Origin of the sequence: Puia sp., assembly GCF_035546395.1 — a bacterium.
GTDB lineage: Bacteria > Bacteroidota > Bacteroidia > Chitinophagales > Chitinophagaceae > Puia.
This window is the reverse complement of sequence record NZ_DASZXR010000019.1, coordinates 239,370-252,089: the sequence shown is the minus strand read 5'-3', so window position 1 is coordinate 252,089 and position 12,720 is coordinate 239,370. Positions and strand designations below refer to the sequence as shown.

At 54.8% G+C, this 12,720-nt stretch carries 13 protein-coding genes and 1 tRNA gene; 8 read left to right on the top strand and 6 right to left on the bottom strand.

The features are described from left to right. Position 1 precedes the first annotated feature (1 nt). The 6 genes from VHE34_RS27425 (at position 2) to VHE34_RS27400 (ending at position 3,708) form a co-directional block, all read left to right on the top strand. Positions 2 to 511 (top strand): bifunctional adenosylcobinamide kinase/adenosylcobinamide-phosphate guanylyltransferase, encoded by a 510-nt coding sequence (locus VHE34_RS27425; protein ID WP_325594014.1) that lies wholly within the window; start codon positions 2 to 4, stop codon positions 509 to 511. A 6-nt stretch (positions 512 to 517) separates the two neighbouring features. Continuing rightward, positions 518 to 1,582 (top strand): nicotinate-nucleotide--dimethylbenzimidazole phosphoribosyltransferase, encoded by a 1,065-nt coding sequence (cobT, locus tag VHE34_RS27420; protein WP_325594012.1) that lies wholly within the window; start codon positions 518 to 520, stop codon positions 1,580 to 1,582. Beyond that, positions 1,575 to 2,339 (top strand): adenosylcobinamide-GDP ribazoletransferase, encoded by a 765-nt coding sequence (locus VHE34_RS27415; protein ID WP_325594010.1) that lies wholly within the window; start codon positions 1,575 to 1,577, stop codon positions 2,337 to 2,339. Before cobT ends, VHE34_RS27415 begins: the two co-directional genes overlap by 8 nt. A gap of 21 nt (positions 2,340 to 2,360) precedes the next feature. Continuing rightward, positions 2,361 to 2,993 (top strand): alpha-ribazole phosphatase, encoded by a 633-nt coding sequence (gene cobC / locus VHE34_RS27410; protein ID WP_325594008.1) that lies wholly within the window; start codon positions 2,361 to 2,363, stop codon positions 2,991 to 2,993. Next, positions 2,990 to 3,568: a MarC family protein gene (locus VHE34_RS27405; RefSeq protein WP_325594006.1), complete on the top strand. Its 579-nt coding sequence runs from the start codon at positions 2,990 to 2,992 to the stop codon at positions 3,566 to 3,568. The genes cobC and VHE34_RS27405 overlap by 4 nt, the downstream gene beginning before the upstream one ends. Before the next feature lie 68 nt (positions 3,569 to 3,636). Then, positions 3,637 to 3,708 (top strand) — tRNA-Arg (locus VHE34_RS27400). A 75-nt stretch (positions 3,709 to 3,783) separates the two neighbouring features. On the opposite strand, the gene VHE34_RS27395 is transcribed toward VHE34_RS27400, so the two are convergent. The 4 genes from VHE34_RS27395 to VHE34_RS27380 form a co-directional block, all read right to left on the bottom strand. Next, complete coding sequence (locus VHE34_RS27395) at positions 3,784 to 4,962, bottom strand: TlpA disulfide reductase family protein (RefSeq protein ID WP_325594004.1); 1,179 nt, start codon at positions 4,960 to 4,962, stop codon at positions 3,784 to 3,786. 25 nt (positions 4,963 to 4,987) lie between these two features. Further along, a complete protein-coding gene (gene gatB, locus VHE34_RS27390; RefSeq protein ID WP_325594001.1) occupies positions 4,988 to 6,439 on the bottom strand; it encodes an Asp-tRNA(Asn)/Glu-tRNA(Gln) amidotransferase subunit GatB in 1,452 nt (483 codons plus the stop codon). Positions 6,440 to 6,492: 53 nt separating this feature from the next. After that, complete coding sequence (locus VHE34_RS27385; protein ID WP_325593999.1) at positions 6,493 to 7,581, bottom strand: PDZ domain-containing protein; 1,089 nt, start codon at positions 7,579 to 7,581, stop codon at positions 6,493 to 6,495. A gap of 127 nt (positions 7,582 to 7,708) precedes the next feature. Next, positions 7,709 to 7,936 carry a DUF3820 family protein gene (locus VHE34_RS27380; protein ID WP_325593997.1) on the bottom strand — a complete coding sequence of 76 codons (228 nt, stop codon included), beginning with the start codon at positions 7,934 to 7,936 and terminating at the stop codon, positions 7,709 to 7,711. A gap of 74 nt (positions 7,937 to 8,010) precedes the next feature. Between VHE34_RS27380 and VHE34_RS27375 the strand changes: the two genes are divergently transcribed. After that, positions 8,011 to 9,228, top strand: coding sequence for an acyltransferase (locus VHE34_RS27375; protein ID WP_325593995.1), 1,218 nt, complete (start codon positions 8,011 to 8,013; stop codon positions 9,226 to 9,228). A 47-nt stretch (positions 9,229 to 9,275) separates the two neighbouring features. On the opposite strand, the gene VHE34_RS27370 is transcribed toward VHE34_RS27375, so the two are convergent. Next, positions 9,276 to 9,731, bottom strand: a complete 456-nt coding sequence (locus VHE34_RS27370; protein WP_325595503.1) for a GDSL-type esterase/lipase family protein — start codon at positions 9,729 to 9,731, stop codon at positions 9,276 to 9,278. Between VHE34_RS27370 and VHE34_RS27365 the strand changes: the two genes are divergently transcribed. Then, positions 9,675 to 9,800, top strand: coding sequence for a hypothetical protein (locus VHE34_RS27365; RefSeq protein ID WP_325595509.1), 126 nt, complete (start codon positions 9,675 to 9,677; stop codon positions 9,798 to 9,800). The two genes, VHE34_RS27370 and VHE34_RS27365, sit on opposite strands and share 57 nt — an antisense overlap. A gap of 189 nt (positions 9,801 to 9,989) precedes the next feature. Here VHE34_RS27365 and alaS read toward each other — a convergent pair whose 3' ends face one another. Further along, on the bottom strand, positions 9,990 to 12,659 hold the full coding sequence (gene alaS, locus VHE34_RS27360) for an alanine--tRNA ligase (protein WP_325593993.1): 2,670 nt from the start codon (positions 12,657 to 12,659) through the stop codon (positions 9,990 to 9,992). Between the last annotated feature and the right edge of the window lie 61 nt (positions 12,660 to 12,720).

Genomic DNA, 12,720 nt, shown 5'->3' with positions numbered 1-12,720 from the left:
TATGGCCAAAATGACTTTTATTACCGGTGGCGCGCGTAGCGGCAAGAGCCGCTACGCGCAGCAACTGGCTTTGAGCCGGAACCGGAACCCGGTGTATGTCGCCACAGCGCGCATCTGGGATGCTGAATTCGGCCAGCGGGTGGACCGTCACCGGAAGGACCGGGATGAACGATGGACCGTTTTAGAGGAGGAGAAATGGCTTTCGCGGTTGTCGTTGGAGGGGCGGGTTGCGGTCATCGACTGCGTAACCCTTTGGATCACTAACTTTTTTGCGGATCTGAAATACGATGTGGAGGCCTGCCTGGAGGCTTGCGACCGCGAGATCGAGAGTCTGCTGCGGCAGGATGCGGAGCTGATCGTGATCAGCAATGAGATTGGGATGGGCCTGCATGCGGATACCGAATCCGGCAGGAAGTTCACCGATCTGCAGGGTTGGATCAATCAATCGCTTGCCGCAAAGGCCGATGAAGCTATCTTTATGGTCAGCGGGCTGCCGCTCCACGTAAAATAAATCAACATGAAAACGAGCACACAATCTACCTCCACGCTGCGGGCAGCGCTGAAACAGCTGATCGACAATAAGACCAAGCCGCTTGGTGCGCTTGGCCGGCTGGAAGAGATCGCGATGCAGATCGGGCTTACCCAGGGCACGACGCATCCCCAGCTGAACCGGCCCTATATCGTCGTCTTTGCCGGCGACCATGGCATCGCCGCAACAGGGCTTGTCAATCCCTATCCCCAGGCCGTGACGGCACAGATGGTGCTCAACTTTATCACCGGCGGTGCGGCGATCAACGTCTTCTGCCGGCAACATCACCTGGGGCTGGCTGTCGTCGACGCCGGCGTGAAATTCGATTTCGAGCCCGGGCTCTTCCCCGGAAAGCTGATCACCCGGAAGATCGGCTATGGCACCCGCAATTACCTCGAGACGGAGGCCATGACCGCCGAAGAAGTGCAGCAGGCGATGGAGGCGGGAAAACAGGTGGTCACCGAGTTGTATGCCGGCGGTACGAACTGCATGGGGTTTGGCGAGATGGGCATCGGGAATACTTCCTCCGCTGCCCTGATCATGAGCTGTATCACCGGTATTCCCGTGGAGGAGTGCGTGGGGCGGGGAACGGGTGTGAATGACGAGCAGCTGCTTTTGAAAAAAGAGACCCTGCGTAAGGTTTACGAACTCCACTTGCCGGCTATAGCGGCCCAGCGCGATGCTTTCACTCTGCTGCGCTGTGTCGGCGGTTTTGAGATCGCGATGATGGCCGGCGCGTATCTGCGGGCCGCAGAACTGAAAATGATCGTGCTGGTCGACGGTTTTATCACCACGGCGGCGTTGTTGGTCGCGCGGCAGCTGGATCCTTCTGTCGCCGATAATTGTTTCTTCTCCCATGCCAGCGGCGAGAGCGGGCATGCCGCGATGCTCGAATATCTTGGCGCCCGTCCGCTGTTGAACCTGGGGATGCGGCTTGGCGAAGGCACGGGTGCGGCCATGGCCTATCCCCTGCTGCAGTCGGCCATCCATTTCCTCCGCGAGATGGCTTCTTTCCAATCGGCGGGGGTCAGCAAAGCGGTGTCGGATGAATAAGGAATGGCGGGTGTTTTTGACGGCGGTCCAGTTCCTGACGAGGATACGGGTCCCTGCGAGTATTCACCATGAGCCATCGTTGATGCAACAGGCGCCAAGGTACTTTCCGTTGGTGGGTTGGATCGTGGCGGCCTTCAGCATGCTTTTCTTTCTTGTTTTTGCGCGGTTCATTTCTTCCGATCTCGGTATTCTCGCCGCGATGGTTACAGGGGTATTGATCACCGGCGCCTTTCATGAGGACGGCTTTGCCGATGTCTGCGATGGTTTTGGGGGCGGATGGACGAAGGAGAAGATCCTGCTGATCATGAAGGATAGCCGGATCGGCGCTTTTGGTGCAATTGGCCTGATCTTGCTATTTGGTGCGAAGTATTTGGTATTGCGGGAATTACCGGATCACCGGCACCTTATCCTCGCGCTTTTTGCGGCGCATGGCGTCAGCCGGCTGATGGCCGTGCTGGTGCTGCAGGCGGGAGTGTATGCGGGCGCCGCCGATCAAAGCAAATCGATCTCTATGACCGGCGGCCGGCTTTCGGTGGGTGCGCTGATCATTGCGGTCCTTTTTGCGCTGGCGCCTTTTGCGCTGCTGCCGTGGCCGTTCGTGCTGACGGTGTTGCCGGCGCTTTATGCGACCTATGAGTTGTACCGATACTTTGCGAAATGGATCGGCGGTTATACGGGGGATTGCCTTGGGGCGATCCAACAGGTGGCGGAAATCGTTATTTACCTCGGATTTGTGGTGGTTTGGAGGTATTTTTAGAGTGTTTTATGCTTATGCTTTATGGCGGATATCTTTCTTATACGACATACTACGCCGGCGGTTGACAAGGGAATTTGCTACGGTCAGACCGATCTCGACGTTACGGAAAGCTTCGAAGAAGAAGCGGCTGTGATTGCGGGGTGTCTGCCTGCGGCCTTTGGCGCGGTGTACAGCAGTCCGCTGCGGCGATGTTCGATGCTGGCCGGGCGGCTGTTCCCGGCTGCGCCGGTATTGCTTCGGGGGGAGTTGATGGAGGTGCATTGCGGGGAGTGGGAGATGCGGAAATGGGATGAATTGCCGAGGGAGGAGATGGATCCGTGGATGGCCGATTTTGTGAATATCCGGATACCCGGAGGGGAGAGCTATATTGATCTGCATGAGCGGGTGAATAGGTGTTGGGGGGAGATTGTTTCCGCTGCGGGAGATGACCCCGTCGCGGTTGTTGCGCACGGCGGGGTGATCCGCAGCATCCTGGCGGAGCTGACGGGAACGCCGCTGATCGACAGTTTTAAAGCCTTTTCGCTGCACTATGGCTGTGTGATCCGTTTGCAGGTTACGGCCGATGGCTGGGAGCGGACGGTGCTGAGCAACCGGGCGCCGGCCGAAAAGGAACAGCACAAGCCCAGCAGCTTCTATAAAACAAGTCAGCCATGAAGTTCGATCTTAACCAGCTGCTCACGGTGACCTTTACCCTCTTTGCCGTCATCGATATCGTCGGGAGCATCCCGCTATTGCATGCGTTGAAGAAGAAGATCGGCGGATTGCATGAGGGGAAGGCGACCCTTATCTCGGGTGCGCTGATGGTCCTCTTCCTCTTTGGCGGCGAGCAGTTCCTCCACATCCTTGGGGTCGATCAGCGATCCTTTGCCGTCGGCGGCTCTATCGTCATCTTTATCCTGGGGCTGGAGATGGTATTGGGCGTGGAGTTCTTCAAGAGCGAGCCGGACGCGAAGGCCAGCGTTGTCGTGCCGATCGCGTTCCCGCTGATCGCGGGATCGGGCACCCTGACGACCATCATGTCGCTGAAGGCCAACTATGAGACCACGACGGTGTTGCTGGGCATCCTGGTCAACCTGATCTTTATCTTCATTGTCCTTAAATCCATGGACTTCATCGAACGCATCCTGGGGCAGGCGGGGATGATCGCCATCCGCAAGTTCTTTGGGGTCGTGCTGCTGGCGATCGCGGTCAAAATATTCAGTACTAACCTGCGGGGATTGTTAAAATAGTTCCTTAGCTTTGCCGTCCCAAAAGAGGGCGCTTTTGCCTTTGTTGGCGGGGTGCGACTTTTTTCTAAGGTCCTGTAGTACAATGGATAGTATAAGGGTCTCCGAAGCCCTGGATTCAGGTTCGATTCCTGACGGGACCACATCTTCGGGCGATACGGGCGGGGTTTTATCCCGCCCTTTATTTTTGCATCTCTTTTATTTTTGCATCGGACCGATCAGTTGAGCACCGAGCGAAGTTCTTTTTCGAGGTCGTCTCCGCGGAGGCCCTGTGCGATGATCTTGCCCTGGGGATCGATCAGTACATTGAAGGGGATTCCATTGAATTTAAAGGTCTCGACGGCCTTGCTGCTCCAGAACTTCAGGTCGCTGACATGCGTCCAGTCGAGGTGATCGGCGCGGATGGCCTCCTGCCAGGCGTCGCGTTCGCGGTCGAGGGAGACGCCGAGGATTGCGAAGTTCTTTCCTTTGAATTGATTGTATATGCTGACGACGTTGGGGTTTTCGGCGCGGCAGGGTCCGCACCAGCTGGCCCAGAAGTCGACGAGCAGGTATTTGCCTTTGTAGGAGTCGAGCGATACGGGCTTGCCGTTGACGTCGGGGAGGGAGAGCTCGGGTGCCTGTTTGCCGACCCAGCTGTTCATCTCGTTATCCTGGCCTTGCATGGCTGCGATCTGTTTGTCGTAGCTTTTCTTAATGCCCGCCAGCAGGGTGTTGTCCGGGAATTTGCTCACCATGTCGTTCAGCGATGTTTCGAATTCCGACCGGCTGAAGGAACGGGACGCCCAGCTCAGGGCCAGGCCGCTGATGGTGCCATTGGTATTGGTGTTGAGGAATTGCTTCAGGTAGCTGTTGAGATCGCGGATGGCATCATTCTTTCTATTGGTGCCGGCGATGAGCAGGCTGTCGGCGGCGTTGGCCCCTTTGAGGCTGTCCAGGTCGGCCATCGTTTTTTCCACCTCGTAATTCTTCTTTCCGAAGGCGGTGATGAGATCTTTCAGCTGGCTGCTGGCGTCCGAGCCTTTCACCTCGTAGAAATCATCCTTTTTGCCCAGGTCGACATTGACGCGCACGTCCGATACGTCGTTGATCAGCGGGACCGTGATGATGTTCTCGCCAAATACCAGCTCATACAGGGCTTCGCCACGGGTGAGACCGGAAACGCTGAAGGTGCCGCTGCCGTGAGGAAGCTTTGCGGAGTCGAGTACGACCGGGTTCTGATCTTTGCTGCTTACTTCGATCAGGTAAACTTTGGAGATCGGTCCTTCTACGGAAGCGAGCTTATCCCCATTTTTGAAGGTGCCGGATACGGAGAAGGCTCCTTTCTTTTTTTGCTGGCAGCCCCAGGTGAGGATCAGGCAGGCGACACATACGGAGCCTGCAATTTTTTTGATCATATCCTATTTTCAGTTTTTCGAGTTCTTAATTTTCGAGTTTTTCGAGTAACAATTGATTGGTCAGCTTGGGATCGGCCTTTCCCCTGGACAGCTTCTTCACTTCTCCCACGAAGAGCCCGATGAGTCCTTTCTTCCCTTTTTTATACTCCTTTACTTTATCCGGCATACCGGCCAGCGCCTGTTCGATCCAGGCGTTGATCTCCGAGGTGTCGGAGCTCTGGATGAGATTGAGGGCCGTAGCGATCTCCAGGGGATCGCGTTGCGGCTCGTCCATTAGCGCAGGGTAGACCCGTTCGGCGGCGATGGAAAAGCTCAGCTTTCCTTCTTCCACGAGGCGGATCAGGGCGGCCAGGGATGCGGGTGTGAATGGGAGGTCTTTCCAGTCGAGGCTTTTCTCATTGAGACTGGAGCGGACCGGCCCGAGCAACCAGTTGGCGGCGGCCTTGTAGTTGGTTGTAAAGTGGATCAGCCGTTCGAACCAGGTGGCGCTGTCGCGGTCGTCGCAGAGGATGCGGGCATCGTATTCCGGCAGCTGCAGCTCCTGGGTATACTTCTGGACCAGCTGTTCCGGCAGGGCCGGTATCGAGGTCTTTATCGAATTTAAAAATTCGTCCGTTACCAGGAAGGGCGGGAGATCGGGGTCGGTGAAATACCGGTAGTCGTTCGCCTCCTCCTTTGTACGGAGCGCAAAAGTGGCGCCTTTGTCCGCGTCGAAACTTCGGGTCTGCTGGATGATCGGCTCGCCGGCCTCGAGCAGGTCGATGAGCCGACGGGATTCGAATTCGATCGCCCGTTTTACGTTGCGGATAGAGTTCAGGTTCTTCACTTCCACCTTGGTGCCCAGTTTTGTCTCCCCTTTTAGCCGGACGGAGATGTTGGCGTCGCAGCGCATGCTGCCTTCTTCCATGTTGCCGTCGCAGATCTCGAGATAGCGGAGCATCTTCCGAAGTTCCGTAAGATAGGCATAGGCTTCGTCACCGCTGCGAAGGTCGGGTTCGGTCACGATCTCGATGAGCGGGACGCCTGCGCGGTTGAAATCCAGCGCCGTCGCGTCGGGGCGGATGTCATGCAGGCTTTTGCCCGCATCTTCTTCGAGATGGATGCGGTTAAGCTGGATATCGCGTTCGCCTGCGGCGGTCCGAATGTGGACCCGGCCGCCTATGCAGACGGGGGTGGTATGTTGGGAGGTTTGGTAGCCTTTTGGCAGGTCGGGGTAGAAATAGTTCTTGCGGGCGAAATAGTTGGTGCGTTGGATCCCGGAATGGCAGGCCAGTCCCATGCGGATGGCATACTCAACTGCTTTCCGGTTTATCTTCGGCAGGGTGCCGGGAAGCGCCAGGGTGATGGGGCTGATATGCGTGTTGGGGTCACCGCCGAAGGCGGCGGAGTCGCCGCAAAACAGTTTGGTCTGGGTAAGCAGCTGTGCATGCACTTCCAGCCCGATCACTGTCTCGTATGAATCATAATTGATATTCATTAAAATACACTGGCCCCAGGCGTTGCCAGGGGCCAGTGAAGGTACGATAAAAATCAGAGATCGGCAGTCCGGAGCTTCCGGGGGATCTTTACTTCGACCTCCATGGGTTTGCCATTGCGGAGGAGATTGATCTTGATGGTGGATTTTGTCTTATCCTCGCGTCTTGTGCGGGCCAGCTCGGCCAGTTGGGTGGCGCTGTTGACTTCCTGCCCGTCGAACCGGGTGATGATATCGCCTTCCTTGATGCCGGCCTTGTCTGCGGCTGTCTCATCATCGACATCGAGGACCTTAACGCCCTTGCCGTCCTCGGTATCCTGTGCGTGGATGCCCAGGCGGAGGGAGTTATCGCCGAAGGAGAAGCCATAACCGCCACGGGGCATGGTAAAGGCCTTGGGCGCATTGTATTTGAAATCGCGGAGAATATCCTCACTGTTCCCATCCCAGCTCCAGTTGCCGTCGTTGTTGAAACCGTAGACGCGGGTGCTGCTTTTGGATTTGCCCAGCTCGGCAGTGGCCTTTTGCTCTTTGCCTGCCCGTTTGAAGGTGATGGTCACCTTGTCGCCGGGTTTGTAGCTGCGAACGACCCTGGCCAGTGATTCGGGGCCGTCGATGGGTTTATCGTCGATCTTTGTGATGAGATCGCCTTCTTTCAGTCCGGCTTTTTCGGCTGCGCTGTTCCCCGACACTTCGCCAACCTTGGCTCCTTCGGGACCATTCTCTTCCCGCACCGAGGTCACGCCCAGGAACGCGCCTGTGGTCGTTGCTTTGCGCGGTCTTACTTCATAATTCCAGGCGCCGCCATTGTAGTTGCGGAAAGGGGTGAGGACCATCGCGTCCCCGTCGGCGTACATGCCGCCGTTGAGGCTTTTGAACCTTCGTTTGGAAATGGAGAGGTTGTCGTCCTTGTATTCCGAAGCCGGTTTGCCGTTGACGAAGATCTCGCCATTCTTGATCTCGATGGTCACTTTGGCGTCCTTATCCCCCTTGTGCCGGATAATGATCTCGTCCATGGAATGGGTTTTTACGGGGCCGGTGGTGTCGTCGTCCGGACCGGCGGTTACGGCGTCCTGGGCGCGGCCAGAGGTATGAAGGCAGAGGACCAGGGAGGCGAGTCCCGCCATTTTCAGGAGTGGATGGTTCATCACGTCAGTTTTTGAATTAAATGAATTTATGATCTACGTTGGTTTTCGTAGATCAAATATAGGGGGAATTTCCGGATTACGAAAGATTTCGGATGTTTTCTGAAATGTTAAAATTTCCGGTGGGTTCTCAGGATCTTTTCAGGGGGTCCAGCAGTTTTTCGAGCCCGTTGATCTTGATCTCGTAGATGGTGGCGAGCAGCATGCCGAGCTTGCCTTTCGGCCAGCCCTCGCGGTGAAACCATTCGAGGTAGGATACGGGGAGGTTGCAGAGGAGGGTGTCCTTGTATTTGCCGAAGGGCATTTTCATGGTCACGAGGGTTGTCAGCAGTTCGGGGTCGGGTTGTTGGGATTCCACTGATAATTGATTAGGGCAAAGCTACGAACAATGGTGCCAAAGTCTTATCTTGTCCGGGAATTCAATATTCCGAGATGTCAAAAAAGGCGTTTAACCTAAATCTGGAAGGCTTACGGGGTTTCGCAGCGATTGGAGTCATGGTGGGTCATATATTCTATCATGATAAATATTTCGACGACAGATATTGTCCAACCATTCTAAAATCCCTTGTGCCCAACGCTCATCTGGAAGTATTGATCTTCTTTGTACTGTCAGGTTTTGTAATAGGCATCAGCCACCCTACCCGGATGCAGGGAGCCAGTATCCGGGAATATCTTAAAAAGCGGCTGCTGAGGATCTATCCAATCTACCTCATAGGAATGCTCCTCAGCCTTTTCGTGGCCGGGTTCCACTATGATGCGAGAACGATAGCAGCGAATCTTACTATTACCCAGAATATTTCCAGGCCTGTTATTTGGGAGGATAACCCAGCATGGTCTATCAACTATGAAATGCTATATTATCTCCTTTTTATTCCGATCTCTTTTTTCCGGATACGGCCGGTAATCGCCTTTGTCGTCGCTTTGGCATTAGGGATAATAAGCATTTATATCACCCCGGTACCGCAGCTGATTACCGGCTACTTTATCGGCTTTAGCTTTTGGTTGATAGGGCTCATATTGGCTAAGAATCTGCAAGGCAACCTTCAGGTCCGCCTCCTGCCGCTTCTCTTTTATATCCTTGCGATCCAAAATCTTTTTGTCCATTACAGAATAACCTCATTTTTCAACCGGATCCGGCCCATTCCGGACAAACCTGGCTTTTGGTATCAGACGATCGTCAACATCAATGACCTTGCGCTCATGCCATTCTGTTTTATGATTGTTCTTTACTTTTCCGGGAGGACCTTCAAAGGCAAAAACCTGGTCTTCATTTTGCTGACCTTACTCCCCCTCCGACTCATGCGTGGATCGTGGCTCCTTCATGAGAGGGATAGTGTGTTAATTTTTGGCATTGTTTATTTTGCCTTGTTCCTGGTCACATCCGCAATACCCTTCTTCAACAAGACCGTCGGCATGGGATTGGCCAAAATTGGAGGTATCTCATATGCCATTTATATACTTCACTTTCCGTTGCTTTGTCTTTTTGGCAAGATTGTGCTCCTTGACCAGCCCGTCGTGAACTATTGGGTTAAACTTGCACTATATGTGCCCTTGGTCGGTATAGTAAGTTGGGCGCTTGAAAAGAAATTTCAACCCTTGTTGAAGCATCGGATCCTGGCAAAAAAACTAGCCGTCCCTGAAGGCTTGTGACCCAAATGGATGGCTGCAGGCTGCGTTTGTAACTTGCGTGAATTCCTTTAGTTTACCAATGAATCAATAGCCTTTTTCCAGATTTCATACCCCTTGTCCGTGAGATGTAATCCATCATAGGTCAGGGTAGAATCCAGGTAACCTTTGTTGGCTAAAAGAGGAAAGATGTTGAGGTATCGAATCTTTCCTTCATTACAATAGGCTGCAAGCCATATATTAAAGGAATCAACCTGAGGACCCAATTCATTAAAGGGATCGCCAACCGGAAACACGGATTGAACGTAGAGGGTGGTTTGGGGTGAAGTGGTACGGATTTCGGCTACGATCTTCTTGTAGTTCGCCTTGAGAGTGTCGAGTGACGCATGATCCCAAATATCGTTAACGCCGGCTTCCAGGAATAACTTACGGGGATGCATCTGGACTATTTCCCTTAACCGGCCGAGGATATGTTTCGTTCTATTGCCGCCGATACCCCGGTTCTTGACATGAAGACCGGGGAACATTTCCTGAAGGGGAAATCCTTCCGTTATACTATTGCCCACGAAGACGATATCCGTGCTGTCTACCGGTAATAAGTCAAGACACTTTCCCGGTATTTGTTCCAGACATCCACCGAAGAAGGGGGATTGGAAGAAGGTTTCCCGGCGGGGTTGGTGTAATAAATTCGTTTGCCGACAAAGGCTGAAACAAATATCACATTGAGGGCCAAAGAAAGGATTGCTAGTTTTCTACTGGTCATTAACATTGTGTTAAGCTAACAATTAATTCCTGGTCAACAAGGCTCGTACGGTAACTATCACCTGGTGTAATTGGCTTGCATCCTGGCCGCCGGCCGTCGCGAGGGTCTTCTGGCCACCGCCGCCGCCTTTGACGAGCGGGGCAACATGCTCCTTGATGATCGCGGGGGCCTGGAGATTCTTTTCTTCAACGAGCTTCTCGTCGACCAGTACGGCCACGGCAGGCTTGCCGTCGATTTTGGCTGCCAGCACGGCGAGGTAAGGTGCTGCAAGTGCTGTGAGTCCTGCCTTGAGATCGAACGTTAATTTCTTCACCGCATCGGCGCTGCCAACCTCGACGATCTCGCCGATGAAAGCGATGCCGCCGATGGTCTGTACCTTCTGCAACAACTGTTGTCTCAGATCAGCCAACTGTTTGGCTTCGGTCTTTTCCAGTTTCTTTTTCAGCTCGCTGTTCTCTATGACCATGGTCTCGGCGGCCTTTGCCAGCTGGGGTGGGTGCTTCAGGGCTTCGCGGACGGCGCGCAGCTCGGCGAGTTGCCCGGCGAGGAAGGCGTCGGCGGCGGGTCCGCTAACGGCTTCGATCCGCCGAACGCCGGCGGCGACGGCGGTCTCATGTTTGATCTTGAAGAAGCCCAGCTCGCCGGTGGCGCCGACATGGGTGCCGCCGCAGAGTTCCACCGAATAAGCGGGGTCGATCATGACCACGCGTACCACATCTCCGTATTTTTCGCCGAAGAGGGCCATGGCGCCGAGCTTCAGCGCCTCGTCCTTCGGCATTTGCCGGATGATGACGGGGATATTCTCCCTGATCTTTTCGTTGACGAGGGCTTCGACGGCGGTTATCTCTTCGTCGGTCATTTTGGCAAAATGGGAGAAATCGAAGCGGAGCTGGCCGTCGTTGACGAGCGATCCCTTCTGGGCCACATGGGTACCCAGCACCTTGCGGAGCGCTGCGTGCAGCAGGTGGGTGGCCGAGTGATGCACCTCCGTGGCCTTCCGCTTTGGCCGGTTGACCGTGGCGATCACCGGGGCTTCGACATCCGCGGGCAGCTTATCGGTAAAATGGACGATCAGGTCATTCTCCTTTTTTGTATCGAGCACGGCGATCTCCTCGCCTTTGGAGAGCAGGGTACCGGTGTCGCCCACCTGCCCGCCGCTTTCGGCATAGAAAGGCGTGGCTTCCAGCACCAGCTGCCAGGACTCTTTGCCCCTGGCCTTTATCTTCCGGTATTTGACGATCTGGGTATTCGTCTCGAGCGAGTCATAGCCTACGAACTCCACCAGCGGGTTGTCGACGAGCACCACCCAGTCTTCGGTGTCGATGGCGGTAGCTGCGCGGGAGCGGCTCTTTTGCTGCTGCATCTCGGTTTCGAAACCTTTTTTGTCCACGTCCAGGCCGTTCTCCCGGCCGATGAGGGCCGTCAGATCTTCCGGGAAGCCATAGGTGTCGTAGAGCTCGAAGGCCGCCGAGCCGTCGATGACTGTCGAGCCTGCTTTTTTGCGGTTCTGAACGATATCGTCGATCTTCTTCAGTCCTTTCTCGAGGGTCCTGAGGAATCCTTCTTCCTCTTCCTTTACGACCTTCGACAACAATTCGGTTTGTTGCTTCAGTTCGGGGAAGACGCCGGCGAACTGGTCGGCCAGCACCGGCACCAGTTGGAAGAGCAGGGGCTGCTTATAATCCAGATAAGAATAATAATAACGGACGGCCCGGCGCAGGATGCGGCGAATGACATAGCCGGATTCGGTGTTGGAAGGCAATTGCCCGTCGGCAATTGCAAAGCAGATGGCCCGGATGTGGTCGGCAATAACGCGGAAAGCGATATCGGCTTTGCTGTCACCGAAGGTGTAGGTCTTTTTAACGATAACTTCCACCTTGTGGATGGTGCCGGTGAACAGATCGGTATCGTAGTTGGAATGTTTGCCCTGCAGTACCCGGACCAGGCGTTCGAGGCCCATCCCGGTGTCGACATGCTTTGCCGGCAAGGGTTGGAGACTGCCGTCCTTCAGCTGGTTGAACTGCATGAATACGTTGTTCCAGATCTCGATCACCTGGGGATGATCGTTATTGACGAGGGTCGCCCCGTCGACTTTTGCGCGTTCGTCGTCGGTGCGGCAATCAACATGGATCTCGGTACAGGGTCCGCAGGGACCCGTATCGCCCATCTGCCAGAAATTGTCCTTTTTGCTGCCGAGCAGGATGCGTTCGGGGGCGATCCATTTTTCCCATTCCCCGGCGGCTTCCGTGTCCTGGGGAAGATTGTCGGCCGGGGCGCCTTCGAAGACGGTGACGTATAACCGGTCCTTCGGGATGCCATAGACCTCCGTCAGGAGTTCCCAACTCCAGGCGATGGCCTCTTTTTTAAAATAGCCCGCGGTGGGATCGGCGGGATCGCCAAAGCTCCAGTTACCGAGCATTTCGAACATGGTATGATGATAGGTATCGACGCCCACCTCTTCGAGGTCGTTGTGCTTGCCGCTTACCCGAAGGCATTTCTGCGTATCGGCTACCCGGGAGTAAGGGGATCTGCGGTTACCGAGAAAGTAGTCTTTGAATTGATTCATTCCCGCATTCGTGAATTTTAATGTCGGGTCATTCTTCACGACAATGGGGGCGGAAGGCACGATCGTATGCCCTTTCGACACGAAAAAGTCCAGGAATTTCCTTCTTATTTCGGCACTGGTCATCATAAACGGAACAATCTTTGGTTGTTATTTGGCTTGCACCTATTATATTTGTGCGCACGGCTTT